Origin of the sequence: Methylorubrum suomiense (assembly GCF_022179765.1) — a bacterium.
GTDB classification, from domain to species: Bacteria; Pseudomonadota; Alphaproteobacteria; order Rhizobiales; family Beijerinckiaceae; genus Methylobacterium; species Methylobacterium suomiense.
In genome coordinates this window covers 109,247-128,051 of sequence record NZ_BPRE01000005.1, presented here as the reverse complement: position 1 = coordinate 128,051, position 18,805 = coordinate 109,247, and the positions used below count along the sequence as shown (strand labels likewise).

Here is an 18,805-nt window from a genome sequence, read left to right as displayed (position 1 = left end):
TCTCGGGATGAGGGCGCGTATGGGAAGAGGCGTTCCGTCCTAGCCTGCCATCGTGGTCTTCACCGTCTCGACCAATTGCTTGAGGCTGAACGGCTTCGGCAGGAAGTTGAAGGCTTCGCCTTCCGGGAGGTTCTTGCGGAAGGCATCCTCGGCGTAGCCCGAGACGAAGATCACCTTGAGGTCGGGCCGATGCTTGCGCAGTTCGCGCAGCAGGGTCGGGCCGTCCATCTCGGGCATCACCACGTCGGAGACGACGACGTCGATGCCGTCGGCATGCTCCTCGATCAGGCGCAGGGCCTCGACCCCGGAGGCGGCCTCCAGCACCGTGTAGCCGCGGGCCGAGAGCGCGCGGGAATTGACCGCGCGCACCGGATCCTCGTCCTCGACCAGCAGCACCGTACCCTGGCCGGTATGGTCGGCGGCGGGTTTCTGCGGCTCCGGCGCGGGCTTCGGGGCCGGCTTCGCGTCCGATTTGGCCTCGAGCGAAGCCGCCGTCTCGCCGACGGTCGGCGTCGCCTCGCTCGGCTCGGAGGCGGTCCGCTCGGGTTTGGGCAGCGCGTGGGCGGGTTCGGGCTCCGGCAGGGCCTCGGCGCCGGGCTCGTGGCGCGGCAGGTAGATGCGGAACGTGGTGCCTTCGCCCACGGTCGATTGCACGTCGATGGCCCCACCCGACTGGTTGACGATGCCGAACACCGTCGAGAGGCCGAGCCCGGTGCCCTTGCCGATCTCCTTCGTGGTGAAGAACGGCTCGAAGATCTTCTGGAGCACCGCGGGTGGGATGCCCTCGCCGGTATCGGTGACTTCGATCATCACGTGGTCGCCCGCCGGGATGCCGACCGGGCGCTCGGCATCCACCGCGCAGTTGGTGGTGCGGATCAGCAGGCGCCCGCCGCCGGGCATCGCGTCGCGGGCATTGACCGCGAGGTTCACGATCACCTGCTCGAACTGGTTCACGTCGGCCTTGATCGGCCAGATGTCGCGCCCGTGGCGGAAATCGAGCTGCACCCGCTCGCCGAGCAGGCGCTTGAGCAGCAGCGTCAGGTCGGACAGGGCCTCGCCGACATCCATCACCTCCGGCCGCAGGGTCTGGCGACGGGAGAAGGCCAGCAGCTGGCGCACCAGGCTCGCGGCCCGGTTCGCGTTCTGCTTGATCTGCATGATGTCCTGGAAGGCGTGGTCGGTCGGCCGGTGGCTGGCGAGCAGCAGGTCCGAGTAGCCGATGATCGCCTGGAGGACGTTGTTGAAGTCGTGGGCGATGCCGCCCGCGAGCTGCCCGACCGTGTCCATTTTCTGGGTCTGGGCGATCTGCTGCTCCAGCTGCCTCTGGGCCGTGGTGTCCAGCGCGTAGAGAATCACCCGCTCGCGGTCGGCATCGGATTCGGCGCGCTGGGTGCCGTCGGCATCGGCCGGGCTCATCCAGACGCGCGCCGAGCGCTCGCCCTCGCCCAAGAGGCCGACCTCGATCGGGTCGAGTCCGCCGAAGCCGTTGGCGGCCCGTGCCAGCACCGCCTCGATCCCCTGACGGTCGCGCTCCAGCACGGCGTCGCGCATCAGCGGCTCCTGTGCCTCGCGGCCGGATTCGGCGGCGGGCTGACGCGGCATGCCGGAGAACAGGCGCACGAAGGAGGCGTTGGCGCGGATGACCCGGCCCTCGCCGTCGAGGGTGGCGATGGCGATCGGGCTGGTGTTCAGGAAGCGGGCGAGCCGCACCTCCGCCGCCCGCTGCGGCTCGTCGGAATCCGAGCCGGCCGAGCGGTTGAGCACGAAGGTGCGCGAGGGGCCCGGCGCCCCGTCCTGGCCATAGGCCACGCGGTGGTAGAGCCGGGTCGGCAGGGGCTGCCCGTTGCGGCGGCGCAGGTCGATGTCGAAGCGGTCGGTGCGCACTTCGCCCGGCAGGCCGGGCGCGGCGGACAGCACGTCGGCGCCGGGCGCGATCTCGAGAAGCTTGAGGCCACCCGAGCCGACGGTGGCGAGATCGTAGCCGAGCCAGGAGGCGAGCGTCGCGTTCATGTAGACGATCGCGCCCGCGGCATCGATCGAGAGGAAGCCCGCGGGGGCGTGGTCGAGGTAGTCGATCGCATGCTGGAGTTCCTGGAAGACGTTCTCCTGGCGCTCGCGCTCGTGGGTGACGTCGCTCACCGTCCAGAGCGCCGCCGCGCCGCGCGGGCGCGGGATCGGCCGCACGGCGATGCGGTACCACGCGAAATCGCGCTCCGCCGCCCCGCCGGGGGGCGGCGACATCCGGATCTCCTCGGTATAGGCGCGCTCGTCCCGCGCGGCCTGGGCGAGGCGGTAGACGGCCTCCGACACCTCCGGCGCACCGACGAAGATGCGCTCGATGGGGCGCAGGTTCGAGAAGTTGTCGCCGCCGGCGAGCCGCATATAGGCTTCGTTGGCGTAGATCATCCGGCCGCCGTCCTCGACGACGAGCTTGCTCTCCGGGGCGGCGTCGACGATGGCGCGAGTGATGTCGTCGCGCGACGCCGGGCCGGCGAGCTGGATCGCCCCGATGGCGAGGGCGAACAGGAAGAACACCCCGGCCATGGCCAGGAGGGCCAGGAGGCCGAGGATGAGCGGCTGAGCCTGCTCGTTCGCCACGAAGGACAAGCCCACGGCGGCGCCGACGAGGACGCCCGCCAGCATCAGCAGCAACCCGACCCGGCCCGGGCGCTCCGAGCGGTCGATCGAGCCCGACGCCGGCACCGCTGGTCCGCTGACCTCAGCCATCAGGCCCTACCCATCCCCTCACGCCCGCCTTCGGCGCGCCGTCGGATCAGATTTGCCCGACAATGGTGCATAAACCGTGGCGTCTGAGGGACTTCGCCGGTTTCGGTGCGCCGGTCGCTCATGCGGCCCGGCGGCGCAGGCGAAGCACGAAACCGATCACCTCCGCAACCGCGCGATAATGCTCGGCGGGAATCTCGTCGTCGACTTCGACGGTGGCGTGGAGCGCGCGCGCCAGCGGCGGGTTCTCCATCACCGGCACGCCGTGCTCCTTCGCCACCGCGCGGATGCGCAGCGCCAGGGAATCGACGCCCTTGGCGACGCAGACGGGCGCGGCCATGCCGGCCTCGTAGCGCAGGGCCACGGCGAAGTGGGTCGGGTTCGTCACCACGACGGTGGCGGTGGGCACGGCGGCCATCATCCGCTTCTTCACCTTCGCCTGGCGCAGCTGGCGCTGGCGGGCCTTCACTTCGGGACTGCCCTCGCTCTCCTTGTGCTCCTGCTTCATCTCTTCCTTGGACATGCGCAGGCGCGCCCGCCAGCGATGGCGCTGGTAGAGCGCGTCGCCGAGCGCGATCACCGCGTAGATCGCCAGCATCCCGCCCATCATCTTGACGGCGAGCGAGAGCGTTGCGGCCAGGGCGGCGCCGGGTTCGAGCTGGGCGAAGGATTCCGCGCGGTCGTGCTCGGCCCACAGGATCGCCCCGGCCACGACGCCGACGAGGAGGATCTTGGCCAGACCCTTGCCGAAATTGACCCAGGCCTCCATCCCGAACAGCCGCTTCATCCCGGCCATCGGCGAGATGCGCGAGACCTGCGGCATCAGGCTCTGCGCGGTCAGGATCGGCCGGTGCTGGAGGAATCCCGCGGCGATCGCGGCCACCAGGGCGAGCCCGAGCGGTACCGCGAGCGCCTTCAGACTGATCCAGGCCGCCCGCATGCCGACGCCGAGATAGGTGCCGGAATCGGCGGGCAATTCGCCCGCATGGAGGAGGAAGCCGCGCATGTCGCGCGACAGGCCCTCCGCAATGGGTTTGGCCGAGAGGATCAGCGCCAGCGTCAGCGCCGCCAGGATGAAGAAGGTGTAGATCTCGGGGCTGTTGGGCACGTCGCCGCGTTCGATCGCCTGCTCGATGCGTCGGAAGGTCGGCTCTTCGGTCTTGTCTTCCTGGTCGGTTTCCTCGGCCATCGATCAGGCTCCGACCTCGGGCGCGGCGTGATGGGGGCGGCTCATCGCCCGACGAGCTGGCCGAGATAGCGGCCGAGATCGTCGAGAAACAGGCTCATGAGCAGGCCCAACGCGCCGACCAGGATCAGCATGCCGAGAATGACCGAGGCCGGCACTGCGAGGAAGAAGACCTGCAATTGCGGCATCAGCCGCGACAGCACGCCGAGCCCGAGATTGAACAGGATCGCGAAGACGATGAACGGGCCGGCGATCCGCACGCCGAGGGCGAAGCTGCGGGCGAAGGCGTCGAGCGCGAGCTTGGCCGCATCCCCCATCGCCGGCAGGCCGGTGGGGGGCAGCACGACGTAGCTGCGGGCGATCCCTTCGAGCGCCAGGTGATGCAGGTCGGTCGCCATCACCAGGGTGATGCCGAGGAGCGAAAGGAAGTTGCCGACCGCCGCCTGCTGCCCGCCCATCGTCGGGTCCACCGTCATGGCGTAGGACAGGCCGAGCTGCTGCGAGATGACGTTGCCGGCGGTCGTCAACGCGGCGAGCACCATGCGCACGCACAGGCCCAGCATCAGCCCGATCAGGATCTCGCTGAACAGAAGGCCGATCAGGGTGGGCGGCGCCAGCGCGCCGTTGATCGCCGGCAGCATCGGCCGAACCACCGGGAACAGCACCAGCGTGACGAGAAGCGCCAGGGCGAGCCGCAGCCGCGCGGAGACGAGCTGCTCCCCTACGCCCGGCATCAGCATGATCAGCGTGCCGACCCGGGCGAAGGTGAGGAGATAGGCCGCGGCGAGGCCGGGCAGCAGCAGGTTGAGCGAAGCGGCCATTCCCGGCCGTTCTACACTGCGCCGCGCGGCGCATCATCCGCCCGCCGCGATGCGGGCGGCGATGCGGGCCATGTAGGACGCCATCGCGTCGCCCATGAAGGGCAGCATCAGGAGCAGCACGCCGAACACCGTCACGATCTTGGGCACGTAGATCAGGGTCTGCTCCTGGATCTGCGTCAGTGCCTGGAATAGCGAGACGACGAGGCCGACGACGAGCGCGACCAGCATGAGCGGTCCGGCCACCTTCAGGAAGACGAAGATGCCGTCGCGGGCGATGTCGAGGATGGCGAGGCCGGTCATGACGCGCGAAGCTTTCGAGATGCCCCCGCTCTCACCCGTGCCCTCATGCTGAGGTGCGAAGCCGAAGGCGGAGCCTCGAAGGAGGGCTCCAGGGAGCGCGGCGGGTTCTGGAGCTCTCCTTCGAGGCCGCTGACGCGGCACCTCAGGATGAGGGGGATGGATGGGAGGGGACGTTCTCAAAAAAATCAGATCGGCATCCGCATGATCTCTTCGTAGGCCGAGATCACGCGATCGCGGACGGCCACCAGGGTCTGGAGGGCGGTCTCGCTCTCGGCGACGGCGGTGACGACATCGACCACGTTGGCCTTGCCGGCGGCGGCCGAGAGGGCGGCCCGGTCGGCCTTCTCGCCGGACTGCGCCACCCCGTCGAGGGTCTGCTGCAGGAGGCCGGTGAAGCCGTTGCCGGCGCCCGTCGCCTGGACCGGCTTCGGCCCGCCCGGACGGGCAATGCCCTGGGCGGCGGCGTAGGCGCCCGCGGCGAAGGCGGAGGTCGGCATGGTCAGGCCTTCAGGATCTCGAGGGTTTTGGAGATCATCCGCCGGGTCGCGGTGACCATGTTGAGGTTGGCCTCGTAGGAGCGCTGGGCCTCGCGCATATCCATGTTCTCGATGAGCCCGTTGACGTTGGGCAGCCGCACTTCGCCGCGAGCGTCCGCAGCGGGGTTGCCCGGATCGTACTTGGTGCGGAACGGCGCTGAATCGCGGCGGACGCGCCCGGCTTCGATCACGTTGGCGTTCAGTTCCCGGTCGAGCCGGCTGGAGAAGGTCGGGATCTTGCGCCGATAGGGCTCGCCGCCGGCGGTGGTCGCGGTGGAATCGGCGTTGGCGATGTTCTCGGCGATGATGCGCATCCGCCCCGATTGCGCCTTGAGGCCGGACGCGGCGATGCCGAGGCTTTTCAGGAAATCCATGATGGTCCTCGATCAGCGCTTGCTGACGGCGATTTTCAGGGCGTCGAGGCTCTTCTGGTAGAGCGAGGCGACGAGCTGATAGTCCGACTGATTGTCGCCGGCCTTCATCATCTCTTCTTCCAAATTCACGCCGTTCCCCGAGGGACGCACCTCGAAGCCCTTGAAGCGGCGCGGGTCGGCATTGGGGCCGTCCTGCGTCGACAGGCCGAAATGGGCGGGCTCGGTGCGGGCGAGGCCGTCGCCGCCGACCGAGGCGCCGATGGGCGCGGCGAGCCCGGCCGCCGCGCCGTTGCCGGCCGGCTCGGCAAGGTCGCGCGGGCGGAAGCCCGGCAGATCGGCGTTGGCGACGTTCTCGGCGAGCAACGCCTGCCGGGCCTGATGCCAGTGCATCCGGGTGCGCAGCATGCCGAGGATGGGCAGGTCGGTGAGGGACATGAGGGGACCTTGCCGAGGCGCCCGGGGCCTGCCCTGTGGGACGGGGAGGGGATCCGGACCCGGCAGAATCTGCCGTCCTGATGGTTAAGGACGCGTTAACCGGGCAAATCCTGCCTGGCGGCCGGCGCCGATGTCCCAAAACGAAGCGGCGTACCCTCCAAGCAGCTGTTAACGAATGATTCGGATTTCTTGCGGGTCTACCGCGCGGCAGCAATAATCACGCGGTCTCACGAGGGGTCCGAACCAGACCCCGATCGACGGCGAAAGACAGCGGTCTTGCAAGCGTTCTTCAGTTCCGACGGCTCCTTCGTCGTGCAGTTCCTGGTGATCTTCCTGATCATCCTGGTTCTGTTGGTCGGGGCGGTCCTGCTGTTCCGGCGGCTGTCCGGGCGGGGAACGTCCCTCAACGGGGGGGCGAACGGGCGCGGCCGCCAGCCGCGGCTCGGCATCGTCGACATCTACGAACTCGACCGGCAGCGTCAGCTGATCCTGCTGCGGCGGGACAACGTGGAACACCTGCTCCTGGTCGGCGGGCCGAACGATGTGGTCATCGAGCGTCATATCCAGCGCGGCTCCGGACCACGCTTCGCGCCGGAACCCGAACTCGCCGCCGATCCTGCGCACGAGACCGCGCGGACGGAAAAATTCCTCGACAGCCCGGCGCCGCCGGCCTTCGTGATGCCCGAGGTGGTGCCGCCCGCCGTGCCCGGCGCCGAGCCGCCGCACCCGGAGCGCTCGCCGCCGCTCGATCCCGGCCTCTTCGAGCCGGACGTCGTCCCCCCGCCTGCGCCATCCGCGCCCGCCCGCGCCCGTCCAGCCTCGCCGGTCGGGCGCCTGATCCGGCGCACCGCGCCGCCCCTCGCCGGCGCGACCCCCGAGGCTGCGTCCTCCGCCGCGCCCATCATCGCTGCGCCGGCCTCCGCGCCGATCCCCACGCCCGAGCCCCCACCGGCCTCCGAGCCGGTTCCCGAGACCCCACCGGTCATCGCGGGTCGCGGGCCGCGCCCGGTCGATCCGGCGGTCCTGTCCGACATGGCCCGCCAGCTGCAGGTCGCGCTCAAGCGCCCGTCCTCCGCGGTGACGCCGCCACCGGGCGCTGCGGAGGCCGCCGCATCGCCGGCGCCAGTCGCGGCGGATGCCCGGCCCAATCCGCTCGCCGCGGCGATGGCGACCGCCCAGGCCGACCCGCTGCCCCCGGCTGCCCCCACGCCGCCGCCCGCCTCGGCCAACCCGGCGGCGGATGAGGGGCAAGGTGCACCGGTGCCCCGGCCCGATCCGGAGGTGAAGCCCGAACCCGCCAGAGCCACGCCCGCCGTGCCCGTGCCCGTGCCCGTGCCCGTGCCCGTGCCCGCGCGGCCTGCGGACGTGGCGCCGGCCCCGAGGACGGTGCCGGAGCCCGAGGCGCGGCCCGTCCCCCCGTCCGGATCGCCGAAGCCGGATCCGTCGAGGCCCGAGGCCGCGGCGCCGAGTGCGGAAGCCTCCGGGCAGAGTCCCTTCTCGGTCGAGGAAATCGAGGCCGAATTCGCTCGCCTGCTTGGCCGTCCCCTCGACAAGAAGGGTTGAGGGACCGACAGAATTGCGCCCGAGATCGACGCGCCTTCGTCCGTGGCCACGGACCCGGCGCACGCAACGGAGCCGCTGAGCATGGAAGCGCTCGTCGTCGGAGCCGGGGTGGTCGGGCTCGCGGTCGGGCGGGAGCTCGCCCGACGCGGAGCTTCGGTCATCGTCGCTGAGGCCGCCGAGGCGTTCGGCACCGGCGTCTCCGCCCGCAGCTCCGAGGTGATCCATGGCGGGATGTACTATCCCCCCGGTTCGCTCCGCGCCCGCCACTGCGTCGAGGGACGCCGCCGTCTCGTCGCCTTCTGCGAGAGCCACGGCGTGCCCTACCGCCTGTGCGGCAAGCTGATCGTCGCGACCTCCGAGGCGGAGCGGGCCGCGCTCGAGACGATCTTCGCCCGCGGGCAGGCCAACGGGGTCGAGGACCTAGCCTTTCTGGAACGCGATGCGGCGGTGGCCTTGGAGCCGGCCCTGTCCTGCGTGGCGGCGCTGCACTCCCCCGCCACCGGCATCGTCGACAGCCACGCCTTGATGCTGGCGCTGCTCGGCGAGATCGAGGATGCGGGCGGCGCGCTGGCGCTGCGCACGCCGATCCTGTCCGCGGAACGCCGCGACGGGCGCTGGCACGTGCGCTTCGGCGGCGAGGCGCCCGACACGCTGGCGGTCGACATCCTCGTCAATGCCGCCGGGATCGGAGCGCAGGCGCTCGCCCGGCGGATTGCGGGGGTGGCACCGGAACGGGTGCCGCGCCAGGTCCTGGCCAAGGGCAGCTATTTCGGCTGCACCGGCCGCCCCGCCTTCTCGCGGCTGATCTACCCCGCTCCGGTCGAGGGGGGATTGGGCATCCATCTCACCCTCGATCTGGCCGGCCGCATGCGCTTCGGCCCCGATGTCGAGTGGGTCGAGACGGAGGATTACGCGGTCGCGCCCGATCGCGCGGCAGCCTTCGCGGCGGCGATCCGGCGCTACTGGCCCGCCCTCGCCGAGGATCGGTTGACGCCGGATTATGCGGGCATCCGCCCCAAGCTCTCGGGTCCAGGCGAGGCCGCTGCCGATTTCGTCATCGATGGCCCGGCCGAGCACGGCCTGCCCGGCCTCGTTCAACTCTTCGGCATTGAGAGTCCCGGCCTGACCTCGTCGCTGTCGCTCGCCGAGGCGGTGGCGGATCGCCTCTGCGCGGGCGCGTCTGCCCCTCGCGCATCGGGCACGGATCGCGCATAGACGAATCGGGCGGCCTCACACGCCGGACGGGACCGAATCGATGCAGATCGCCACGCCCTACCTGATGTTCCTCGGCGACGTGCCGGATCGCCTCGCCGCCAAGACGGCCTACGGCATCAATGATTGGCGGCCCGAATGGTGTGTCGGGCAAGTCCGCATGGAGGGATGCGCCGCCGATCTCGGCATCCCCGATCTGACGCTTGCCCAAGCCGTCGAGCACGGCTGCAAGACCATGGTGATCGGCGTCGCCAATGCCGGCGGCGTCCTGCCCGAGCATTGGGTGGCGGAGATCGTCTCGGCCCTGGAAGCGGGGCTCGACGTGGCGAGCGGCCTGCACGTGCGGCTCGGATCGATCCCGCGGATCGCCGAGGCCGCCGAGCGCAACGGCCGGGCGCTGCACGATGTCCGCCACACCACCGAGACCTTCCCGACCGGCAAGGGCACCAAGCGGTCCGGCCGCCGCCTGCTCACCGTCGGCACCGATTGCTCGGTCGGCAAGAAGTACACCGCGCTCGCCCTGGAGAAGGGCATGCGCGCCCGCGGGCTCGACGCGGATTTCCGCGCCACCGGCCAGACCGGGGTCTTCATCTCGGGCCGGGGCGTGGCCATCGACGCCGTGGTGGCCGATTTCATCTCCGGTGCCGTCGAGTGGGTCTCCCCCGCCGCCGATCCCGGTCACTGGGACCTGATCGAGGGTCAGGGCTCGCTGTTCCACCCCTCCTTCGCCGGGGTCAGCCTCGGCCTGCTGCACGGGGCGCAGGCGGACGCCTTCGTGGTCTGCCACGAGCCGACCCGCACCCGGATGCGCGGCGTCGAGGCCTCCCTGCCGTCGATCCGCGAGGTGATCGACCTGACGATCCGCTGCGGCCGGCTCACCAATCCGGCGATCCGCGCCGTCGGCATCGCCGTCAACACCGAGAGCCTGTCCGAGCCGCAGGCCCGCACGCTGCTCCAAGAGGCGGAGGCGGCCCACGGCCTGCCCGCGACCGATCCGGTGCGCTTCGGCGTCGAGGCGATCCTCGATCGTCTCGCGGCCGAGTTCCCGGCCTGAGGAGGGGAGACCCCGATGCCCCGCCGCCTCACCGTCGCCGTCGAGCGCTTCCCCATCGCCGGGGCCTTCACCATCGCCCGTGGCAGCCGCACCGAGGCCGTCGTCGTCACCGCGACCGTCGAGGACGGTGCCATGCGCGGGCGGGGCGAGTGCGTGCCCTATGCCCGCTACGGCGAGAGCGTGGAGAGCGTCGTCGCCGCCATCGAGGCCCAGGCCGAATGGCTCGCCGGCAGCGGCACCCGCTCGGACCTGTTCGAGCGCCTGGGTCCGGGCGCGGCCCGCAACGCCCTCGACTGTGCCCTGTGGGATTACGAGGCCAAGCACCAGGGCCGTCCGGCCTGGGCCATCGCCGGCCTGTCCGAGCCCGGTCCCGTCACCACCGCCTACACGCTGAGCCTGGGCACGCCGGAGGCGATGGAGGCGGCGGCCCGCCTCGCCGCGCACCGGCCGCTGCTCAAGGTGAAGCTCGGCGGCGAGGGCGATCCCAAGCGAATCGCTGCCGTGCGTCGCGGCGCGCCGGAGTCCCGCCTCATCGTCGATGCCAACGAGGCGTGGCGGGCGGAGACGATCGAGGCCAATCTCGCCGCCTGTGCGGCGGCGGGCGTCGCGCTGATCGAGCAACCGTTGCCCGCCGACGAGGACGGCCTGCTGGCGGAGATCCCGCGCACCATTCCGATCTGCGCCGACGAGAGCCTGCACGACCGGGCCGGGCTCGATGCGCTGGCCAAGCGCTACGACGCGATCAACATCAAGCTCGACAAGGCCGGCGGCCTCACCGAGGCGATCCGGCTGGCCCACGAAGCCCGGGCCCGCGGCTTCGAGATCATGGTGGGCTGCATGGTCGGCACTTCCCTGGCCATGGCCCCCGCGATGCTGATCGCCCACCACGCCGCCTATGTCGATCTCGATGGGCCGCTTCTCCTAGCGCAGGATCGCGCGCCGTCCCTCTTCTACGAGGGAAGCACGGTGCACCCGCCGGAGCCGGAGCTGTGGGGGTAACCAGCCCTGGAATAGGTGTCGGGATCCTCATCGCGTTTCGCCCGTCCCCCGCCAGGGCGGCAGCCGGTCGCTGGCCGAGAGCGTGTCGGCGGAGGTCGCGTGGCCGGTGATCCGGCTGGACAGGGCCTCGCTGCCGATCCGCAGGGCTTCCGCCCGCGCTTCGGGCGGCAGGGCCGTGGCGAGATGGGCGAGGCCCTGCGTGGTCCGTTCCACGGTCGCGCGCAGTTGTGCGGTGTCGACCGCTTGGGGCGTCGCGCCCTGCCGCGTGGCGGCCAAGTAGGACAGGACGCCGATCACCAGGGCGGCGCGCAGGAGGAAGGTCATGGGTCCGGTCCGGGCTCGCGGCCGCGGCCGCCTCGGGATCGGCCCTGAGAATGGCACCGGCCGGTGCACGGACCGAGGTTGCCGCCGCACGAAAGCGCGGCGATGCGTGGACGTGGTGAACGAAGCCTTGTTCTGCCCCGTTCGCCCTTCACGATGCTCTGCCAGGCTCTGTGGACAAGGGCGGAAAACGCTCCCGAAACGGGTGTGCCGGAGCCCGTCCGAGGCCCCGATGGACGGCAAGCGACCGACCCTTTTCATCCTCGCTTAAACCGCCTCTGCGACGGTTCTCGTCGTTGTAACGAGCAGTCGAGGGGCGCGAGATCCGGCCAGCGTAAGAGTGCCTCTGAAAGCTTCCGAGCGGTGCCCTTCCTTCTTCGGACGGAGGGCTCGACGGCAGCGTCCTGAGGGACTTCAGGCCCTGGATCTTGTGCTGTGCGTGGTGGTGTTGCGTAACGACGGTACCCTAGCCTCTCTCTTCGACGCCCGGCTTGCCGGTCTCGTCCATGCCTCGGCCCTGGCGGAGCCCGGCATCCGCTTCCGCCACGAGCGCTTCCTCGTTTCGCGTCTGGCCACCGGGGCCGTGATGATGGCGGCGATGCCGCCCTACCTCCTCTGGCGCGGCGTCCCGAGCGGCGTCGAGGCCCTGGCCATCGCCAGCCTGTTCCTTCCGGTTCTCGCCGCCGTCGTGCTGTCGCGCACCGGCTCGCTCTGGGTCGCCCATGCCCTGTCCTCGGCGGGGCTCACCGGTCTTCTCGTCTGCCTCGCCGCACTCACCGGGGGACCGAGTTCGGCCGCCGCGATCTGGCTCGTGGCGGTGCCGCTGGAGGCGATGGTGTCCGGCTCGCGCCGGGCGACCCTCGCCGCCGCGATCATCGCAGGCCTCGGCGCCATCGCCGTGGCCTTCTCCGGCCATCTTTCCTTCGGCGGCCCGGATCTCGATTGGCCCAATTCCGTGGCGATCCCGGTCTTCGCCATCACGGCGATCGGCCACATCACCGCCCAGGCGATCGAGCATATCCGCCGCGAGGGCGAGTGGCGCGCCCGCATGCGGGACAACGAGGCCCGCGACCGCCTGCTGCTCTCGGCCATCGACGACCTCGTGACGTGGCACGATGCCAATGGCCGGGTCCTCGAGGCCAGCGGCTCGTCGGCCCGCTTCGTCGGCGCCGATCCCGGCCGCCTGCGGGGGCACGGCCTGCTCGACCGCGTCCATATCGGCGACCGTCCGGCCCTGCTCCAGGCGATCAGCGACGTGGCCGCCACGGGTGTTCCGGCCACCGTGCCCTTCCGCCTTCATCTCGACGCCGCCCGTGCCGACGGCGCCCGCACCATCCATGCCGAGATGCGTGCCCACCGGATCGAGGCCGCGCTCGCCGGGGCCAATGGCGGCACCGTCGTGGCGGTGACGCGCGACGTGTCCGAGCATCGCCGCCACGCGGCCGAACTCGACCGGGCCCGCGCCGAGGCCGAACGTGCCGACGAGGTGAAGACGCACTTCCTCGCCACCGTCAGCCACGAGCTGCGCACGCCCCTGAATGCCATCATCGGCTTCTCCGACGTGCTGGCGGGCGAGGGCTCCATGAGCCTGTCGCCGGAGCGGACCCAGGAATATGCCGGCATCATCGGCCATTCCGGTCGCCACCTCCTCGACGTGGTGAACACCCTGCTCGACATCTCGCGCATTCGCAGCGGTCACTTCGACTTCCAGCCGGAGCCGATCGACGTCGAGGCGCTGATCCGCGGCTGCTGCGACCTGATGCGGCTCAAGGCCGATGCCTCGGGGGTCGCGCTGACCTTCGCGCCCGTGCCGGCTGGCAGCGCCCTGATCGCCGATGCCCGCGCCTGCCGTCAGATGCTCATCAACCTGATCTCCAATGCCGTGAAGTTCACGCCGCGGGGCGGGCACGTCGAGGTTCTGGTGCGCCGCGGCGGCGGCTATCTCGACTTCGTCGTGGCCGATAACGGCATCGGCGTCGGCGAGGCCGATCTGCCGCGGCTGGGCGACCCCTTCTTCCAGGTCGGCGGCGGCTACGGCCGCAGCCACGAGGGAACCGGCCTCGGACTCTCCGTGGTGCGCGGCCTCGCCGGGCTGCATGGCGGCTCGGTCTCGGTGGAGAGCGCGCCGGGCAAGGGCACCCTGGTGGCCGTAACGCTGCCGCTCGATTGCAGCCGCGTCCGCAACGGCAGCCAGCCCGCGCCGATCCGCACCTCGGTGCGGGGTGCGATCCCGGAGATCGCCGCGGGGCCGATCCGCCTGCCGGTCGGGCTGTTCGATCCCGCGCCCGTCTCCACCGCCCACCCGCCGATGCGGCGGGCCGGGTGAAACGGGCCGTGAGGGGCGAAAGCGATCAAAAGCGGACCTGAAGACGACCAAACGAGGAGTCGGATGATGCGGGAGACACCCGCCGGACGGGATCGACGGGACATCGTCGTGCCGGGCGACATGCGAGACGGGCGTTCCGGCAGGGCCGGTCCGCGCCGAATGCCCCGAGCCGCGGCGCCCCAGGGCGCCTTGGGCTCCGTGATGACCTTCGCCCGCACGGCGGCGCAATTCTGCCTGCGCCATCCCGGCGGAGCGCTCGGAACCGTCCTCGGGGCCGGTGCGGCGCTCACCGTCTGTCTCAACGCGGTCGGCTTTCAGGAGGGCCGTCACCCGGCGCCGATCCTGCCGACGGTCGAGGCGAAAGCTCTCGACGCCAAGACTCAGGCGGCCAAACCCGCTCCGGCCCGAGCCGGCGATCCGAAGCTGGCCGAGGCCAAGCCGGTGCCGGCCCGGACCGCCCCGCCGCGGGAGGTCCGCACGGAAGCACCCGCGCCGGCACCGCGCGATCCGATCGCCGACATGCTCCGTTCGAGCGAGACCACCGCCTCGGTCACGCCGAAGCCGTCCGTCCGCGAGAATGCCCGGCCGGCGGTGACGAAGCCGGATCCGGCAAAGCTCGAAGCGGCCAAATCCGAAGCGGCCAAATCCGATGCGGCGAAGCCCGATCCCGCGAAGCCCGATCCCGCGAAGCCCGATCCCCAGGTCGCCCGCGTTCAGCGCGCCCTGGCCAAGCTCGGCTACGGCCCCCTGAAGGACGACGGGATGATGGGGCCCGGCACCAAGGCGGCGATCGAGCGGTTCGAGCGCGATCGCAAATTGCCGGTCAAGGGCGAGGCCGCGGGCCGCACCCTCCGCGAGCTGACCGCCAAGGCTTCCGCCGCCCAGGGCTGATATCCGCCTCGACGGGGCGGGGGAGGGGGCCTATCAGGCCCCCATGGCACGCCTGCGCTCCGATTTCTGGGTCTCGGCCCATCTGCGTCGCCTGAACGGCGAGGGCGTGCCCGCGGTGCTGCGTCGGCGCGGCGCCGCGGAGGCGGGGGCGATCTTCATCAAGGTCGATCGGCTCGACGGCACCGCCGACCTGTTCGGCCCGGCTCCGCAATCCCTGATCGACGCGGAAGACGACGGTGACCGCCGGTTCAGCCCGCTTCTGGCGGCCGTGCCCTCCTTCGAGGTGGAGGAGCGCCTGACCCGAGAGATGCGCTTCGATTCCGATCTCTGGATCGTGGAGATCGACGATGCCCAGGATCGCCACGCGCTCCCCCTTGCCGAGTCGCTCTGACCGGGGAGGCCAGGATCGACAGGGGGCGGCTTCTGCCGGGTCGTACCCGCGCTTCAGGTTCTGAGCGGGTCAGCTCGTGCGGCGCAGCCGGGACGGCAGGGCCGGGCGCACGGCGGTCGCGGCGCTGCGGGACTTGGCGGCCTCCGGGCCGTGGAACGGCCGATGCTCGGCCTGGGCGCCGCGCTCCAGGACCGGTGCGCCCAGGATGGCCACGAGGAGATCGCGGGCGCCGGCCCGGCTGGTCTCGCGAAACAGCGTGACGAGGGAGAAGACCCGGTCCACCGAGCGCGCCACGGTGTCGTTGAGGGTGAGGAACACGAAGACCGCCTCGCCCTCGCTGAGGTCGGCGGCGCGCAAGGCCAGCGTCAGCAGGTCGTAGCGGGACGCCGGGTCGGGGGCAGCGGTCAAGTAATCCTGGGGCAGGCCGAGGCCTTCGCCGAGGGCCGTGACGAAGCCGTTCACGTCGCGGGCATGGGAGAGCTGCACCAACGCCGAGGCGAGGGCCCGGGGAGCGTGAGGGCAGGGGCGCAGGGCCGCGGTGGCCTCCACCGCTTCGCCGATCGCCCGGCGGCCATCCGCACCGGCATGAAGCCAGAGCGGCGCGAGATCGGCGGCGGGAATGTCGGGCCGGGCGAGCAGGATGCGCGCCAGATCCGCGTCGCGGCGCGCCCGCGCCAGCAGACGCTCCAGCACCCGCGTGCCGATCAGGACGCCGGGATTCTCGGCGAGCTCGCGGTCGGCCTCCGCCTGGTCCTGGGGCGGACGCGGCGGGGCGACGTCGAGGCCGCGGGCGGCGAGGGCGGCGCGGACCGCGTCCGGCAGGTCGGGGCAGCCGCCGAGCTTGTCGGCGACGATCGTGGCCGTCGCGTCGTCCACCGTCGGGATCAGACCCGCCGCCAGGGATTCGAAGGCGTGGATCATCGCCCGGTCGCGATTGGGGGCGGCGACGAACATGTCGGTCTGCACCCGCAGGATCACGGGCTTGAGGTCGAGCGCGGGATCGCGCGACAGCTCGATGAGGCCGGACAGGTCCGGCGCGGCGGAGACCGATGCGGGCATGGCACTTCGTTTACGCGGAACGCTACTGCAGACGAGTAGAACGGTTCTGCGTGAATCGACCTTTAAGGCCGGCCGAATCGACCTGTCCCGAAGCGAGGTCGAAGGGGGTCAGCCGTCGCTGAGTTCGACCGTCACGGGCACATGGTCGGAGGGCTTTTCGAGACCGCGCAGGTGGCGCTGGACCGAGGCCGAGACGAGGCGATCGGCCGCCTGGGGCGAGAGCAGAAGGTGGTCGATCCGGATTCCCTGGTTCCTGGGCCAGCAACCGGCCTGATAATCCCAGAAGGTGTAGAGACCGGGGCTCGGATCGCAGGCGCGCAGGGCCTCGGTGAAGCCTTCCGCCAGGAGGGCGCGAAAGGCCTGGCGGGTCTCGGGCAGGAACAGGGCGTCCTGGGTCCAGGCGTCCGGGTCGGCAGCGTCCACGGGCTCCGGGATCACATTGTAGTCACCGGCCAGCACCAGGGCGTCCTCGCTCGCCATCATGGCGCGGGCATGGAGGCGCAGGCGCTTCATGAAAGCGAGCTTGTAGGCATATTTCGGCCCGGGCGCGGGATTGCCGTTCGGCAGGTAGATCGATGCGACCCGCACCGGCGCGATGCCCTCGCCGTGCACCAGAGCCTCGATGTAGCGGGCCTGCTCGTCCTCCGCGTCACCCGGCAGGCCGCGCAGGAGCTGCGTGGAGGTGAGCGGCGCGCGCACCAGCAGGGCGACGCCGTTATAGGCCTTCTGCCCAAGGGTCTCGACGGCGTAGCCCGCCGCCTCGATCTCGGCGCGGGGGAACGCCGCATCCTGGCATTTCAGCTCCTGCAGGCAGACCACGTCGGGCCGCGCCTCCTCGAGAAAACCGAGGAGATGCCCGACCCGCTGCTTGATCGAGTTGACGTTCCAGGTGGTGATCCGCATGGGGCCCCAAAGCGCGAATGGCGCGACCGATGGCTTCGTCATCGGGCCTTCGCGCCGCGCTGGCAAGGCGGTGCGCGAGCGGCGCACTGGAACCCGCGACGCGTGCCCCGCGCCGCCGTCTGCCGAGATGCCCGCGGCGGGGGCGACCCAGGGCCGGGGCACGGCCGCCGTTGCATGAGGCTCGGGACGAGGATCGGGGGAAGGGATTCGATGGACGCGTCCTGGTTCGAACCGGTGCGGGCCTATTGCGAGCGCACCGACGCGGCCTTCTGGTCCGAGCCGGTCAACGCGGCGACCAACGCCGCCTTTCTCGTGGCCGCGTTCCTGGCGGCGCGCATCGCGCCGGGCGATCGGCCGGTGCAGGTCCTCGCGGGCGTGGTCGGCGTGGTCGGAATCGGCTCCTTCCTGTTCCACACCTTCGCCAATCGCTGGTCTCTCCTCGCCGACGTCATCCCGATCGCGATCTTCATCTACGGCTATTTCGGGCTGGCCCTGGCCCGCTTCTTCGGCCTTTCCCCCGGGGTCGCCGGGCTGGCGACCCTCGCCTTCGCCGGGGCCGGCTTCGGCCTGTCGCCCGCCCTCGATGCCCTGACCGGCCGCGACGTGGCCGCGCTCACCAACGGCTCGATCGATTACCTTCCCGCGGTGCTGGCGCTCCTCGGCGTCGGCCTCGCGCTCGCGGGGCGGACCGCCTGGGCGGGCCGGGCTGTGCTGGTCACGGGCGGCCTCTTCCTCGCCTCGCTCGCCTTCCGCACCATTGATGCCCAGGTCTGCACCGCGCTGCCGCTCGGGACGCATTTCCTGTGGCACAGCCTCAATGCGCTGGTGCTCTACCGTCTCCTTACCACGGCGGCACGGTTCCGGGCGGCGCATCCCGGCTTGCCGGCAGCGGTATGACGGCCCGGCACGATAGGGGCAGCCGCGCCTGGTCCCGACGGCCATTCTCAGATTCGCCGCTTTTCTCGGGCTCCTCGCATTAGCGTCCGGTCTCTCGCCTCCGTCGTCGCACGGGGCTCCAGGCCGCAACCGACCGGCGAGGCCTGGCAACCGTGATCCGCTTCGAGAACGTCTCCAAATTCTACTCCGTCTACGGCAAACGGCGCATCATCCTCGATCGGGTGAATTTCACCCTGCGGCCGGAGATCAGCTACGGCATCATGGGCATCAACGGGGCCGGCAAGTCGACCACGTTGCGCCTGCTCGCGGGCGTCGAGGAAGCCAGCCGCGGGCGCATCATCCGGGGACAGCGGGTGTCCTGGCCGATCGGTTTTTCGGGAGGCTTCAACCCGAAGATGTCCGGACGCGACAATCTCATCTTCGTCTCGCGCATCTACGGCGAAGATCCGCGTCAGGTGCTGGAATTCGTCGAGGACTTCGCCGAACTCGGCGTCTACATGGACATGCCTGTCGGCACCTATTCCTCCGGCATGAGCGCACGCCTCGCTTTCGGCGTCAGCATGGCGATTCCGTTCGACACTTATCTGATCGATGAGACCCTCGCGGTCGGCGACGCGCGTATGCAGAAGCGCTGTCAGGAGCTGTTCGAGATGCGGCGAGCGACCGCCAACATCATCCTGATCTCCCACTCGATGGAGCAGATCCGCACCTATTGCAGCCAGGCCATCATTCTCGTGAACGGTCAGGCCGTGGTCTACGACAAGGTCGACGAGGCGATCTCGGCCTATCGCCGCCTGAACGGCTGATCGCCGA

The 18,805-nt window shown here is 70.9% G+C and carries 19 protein-coding genes; 9 read left to right on the top strand and 10 right to left on the bottom strand.

Translation table 11 applies throughout. The features are described from left to right. Positions 1-39: 39 nt before the first annotated feature. The 7 genes from cckA to flgB all read right to left on the bottom strand — a co-directional run bounded on the left by cckA (position 40) and on the right by flgB (position 6,376). On the bottom strand, positions 40-2,727 hold the full coding sequence (gene cckA / locus MFF26_RS09545) for a cell cycle histidine kinase CckA (protein WP_137827530.1): 2,688 nt from the start codon (positions 2,725-2,727) through the stop codon (positions 40-42). Between the two features lie 118 nt (positions 2,728-2,845). Next, complete coding sequence (gene flhB / locus MFF26_RS09540; RefSeq protein WP_137827529.1) at positions 2,846-3,913, bottom strand: flagellar biosynthesis protein FlhB; 1,068 nt, start codon at positions 3,911-3,913, stop codon at positions 2,846-2,848. A gap of 41 nt (positions 3,914-3,954) precedes the next feature. Continuing rightward, positions 3,955-4,731: a flagellar biosynthetic protein FliR gene (fliR, locus tag MFF26_RS09535; RefSeq protein ID WP_137827528.1), complete on the bottom strand. Its 777-nt coding sequence runs from the start codon at positions 4,729-4,731 to the stop codon at positions 3,955-3,957. Between the two features lie 33 nt (positions 4,732-4,764). Continuing rightward, a complete protein-coding gene (gene fliQ, locus MFF26_RS09530; protein ID WP_137827527.1) occupies positions 4,765-5,031 on the bottom strand; it encodes a flagellar biosynthesis protein FliQ in 267 nt (88 codons plus the stop codon). Between the two features lie 185 nt (positions 5,032-5,216). Next, positions 5,217-5,528: a flagellar hook-basal body complex protein FliE gene (fliE, locus tag MFF26_RS09525; protein ID WP_137827526.1), complete on the bottom strand. Its 312-nt coding sequence runs from the start codon at positions 5,526-5,528 to the stop codon at positions 5,217-5,219. Positions 5,529-5,530: 2 nt separating this feature from the next. Beyond that, a complete protein-coding gene (gene flgC / locus MFF26_RS09520) occupies positions 5,531-5,941 on the bottom strand; it encodes a flagellar basal body rod protein FlgC (protein WP_137827525.1) in 411 nt (136 codons plus the stop codon). Between the two features lie 12 nt (positions 5,942-5,953). Next, a complete protein-coding gene (gene flgB, locus MFF26_RS09515) occupies positions 5,954-6,376 on the bottom strand; it encodes a flagellar basal body rod protein FlgB (protein ID WP_137827524.1) in 423 nt (140 codons plus the stop codon). Positions 6,377-6,652: 276 nt separating this feature from the next. Here flgB and MFF26_RS09510 point away from each other — a divergent pair, with 276 nt between their 5' ends. From MFF26_RS09510 to dgcA, 4 genes are all read left to right on the top strand, one after another. Next, positions 6,653-7,939, top strand: a complete 1,287-nt coding sequence (locus tag MFF26_RS09510; protein ID WP_137827523.1) for a hypothetical protein — start codon at positions 6,653-6,655, stop codon at positions 7,937-7,939. A gap of 81 nt (positions 7,940-8,020) precedes the next feature. After that, complete coding sequence (locus tag MFF26_RS09505) at positions 8,021-9,154, top strand: NAD(P)/FAD-dependent oxidoreductase (RefSeq protein ID WP_137827522.1); 1,134 nt, start codon at positions 8,021-8,023, stop codon at positions 9,152-9,154. A 40-nt stretch (positions 9,155-9,194) separates the two neighbouring features. Next, positions 9,195-10,205 carry an N-acetyltransferase DgcN gene (dgcN, locus tag MFF26_RS09500; protein ID WP_137827521.1) on the top strand — a complete coding sequence of 337 codons (1,011 nt, stop codon included), beginning with the start codon at positions 9,195-9,197 and terminating at the stop codon, positions 10,203-10,205. 15 nt (positions 10,206-10,220) lie between these two features. After that, complete coding sequence (dgcA, locus tag MFF26_RS09495; protein ID WP_238307917.1) at positions 10,221-11,204, top strand: N-acetyl-D-Glu racemase DgcA; 984 nt, start codon at positions 10,221-10,223, stop codon at positions 11,202-11,204. A gap of 27 nt (positions 11,205-11,231) precedes the next feature. Here the strand turns inward: dgcA and MFF26_RS09490 are convergent, their stop codons facing one another. Continuing rightward, positions 11,232-11,528 carry a hypothetical protein gene (locus MFF26_RS09490; RefSeq protein WP_137827519.1) on the bottom strand — a complete coding sequence of 99 codons (297 nt, stop codon included), beginning with the start codon at positions 11,526-11,528 and terminating at the stop codon, positions 11,232-11,234. A 436-nt stretch (positions 11,529-11,964) separates the two neighbouring features. Here MFF26_RS09490 and MFF26_RS09485 point away from each other — a divergent pair, with 436 nt between their 5' ends. The 3 genes from MFF26_RS09485 to MFF26_RS09475 all read left to right on the top strand — a co-directional run bounded on the left by MFF26_RS09485 (position 11,965) and on the right by MFF26_RS09475 (position 15,133). Next, on the top strand, positions 11,965-13,851 hold the full coding sequence (locus MFF26_RS09485; RefSeq protein WP_137827518.1) for a PAS domain-containing sensor histidine kinase: 1,887 nt from the start codon (positions 11,965-11,967) through the stop codon (positions 13,849-13,851). A 66-nt stretch (positions 13,852-13,917) separates the two neighbouring features. Continuing rightward, positions 13,918-14,742, top strand: coding sequence for a peptidoglycan-binding domain-containing protein (locus MFF26_RS09480; protein ID WP_137827517.1), 825 nt, complete (start codon positions 13,918-13,920; stop codon positions 14,740-14,742). 43 nt (positions 14,743-14,785) lie between these two features. Beyond that, positions 14,786-15,133 carry a DUF1491 family protein gene (locus MFF26_RS09475; RefSeq protein ID WP_137827516.1) on the top strand — a complete coding sequence of 116 codons (348 nt, stop codon included), beginning with the start codon at positions 14,786-14,788 and terminating at the stop codon, positions 15,131-15,133. Between the two features lie 69 nt (positions 15,134-15,202). On the opposite strand, the gene MFF26_RS09470 is transcribed toward MFF26_RS09475, so the two are convergent. Both MFF26_RS09470 and xth read right to left on the bottom strand, forming a co-directional pair. Then, positions 15,203-16,192 carry a hypothetical protein gene (locus MFF26_RS09470; RefSeq protein ID WP_137827515.1) on the bottom strand — a complete coding sequence of 330 codons (990 nt, stop codon included), beginning with the start codon at positions 16,190-16,192 and terminating at the stop codon, positions 15,203-15,205. 108 nt (positions 16,193-16,300) lie between these two features. Beyond that, positions 16,301-17,095: an exodeoxyribonuclease III gene (xth, locus tag MFF26_RS09465; protein ID WP_137827609.1), complete on the bottom strand. Its 795-nt coding sequence runs from the start codon at positions 17,093-17,095 to the stop codon at positions 16,301-16,303. Positions 17,096-17,305: 210 nt separating this feature from the next. On the opposite strand from xth, the gene MFF26_RS09460 reads away from it, so the two are divergent. Both MFF26_RS09460 and MFF26_RS09455 read left to right on the top strand, forming a co-directional pair. Continuing rightward, the gene (locus MFF26_RS09460) at positions 17,306-17,992 is read left to right on the top strand and encodes a hypothetical protein (protein WP_137827514.1); all 687 of its coding nucleotides are present in this window, start codon (positions 17,306-17,308) and stop codon (positions 17,990-17,992) included. A 152-nt stretch (positions 17,993-18,144) separates the two neighbouring features. Continuing rightward, the gene (locus MFF26_RS09455; RefSeq protein WP_137827513.1) at positions 18,145-18,798 is read left to right on the top strand and encodes an ABC transporter ATP-binding protein; all 654 of its coding nucleotides are present in this window, start codon (positions 18,145-18,147) and stop codon (positions 18,796-18,798) included. The last annotated feature ends 7 nt before the right edge of the window (positions 18,799-18,805 follow it).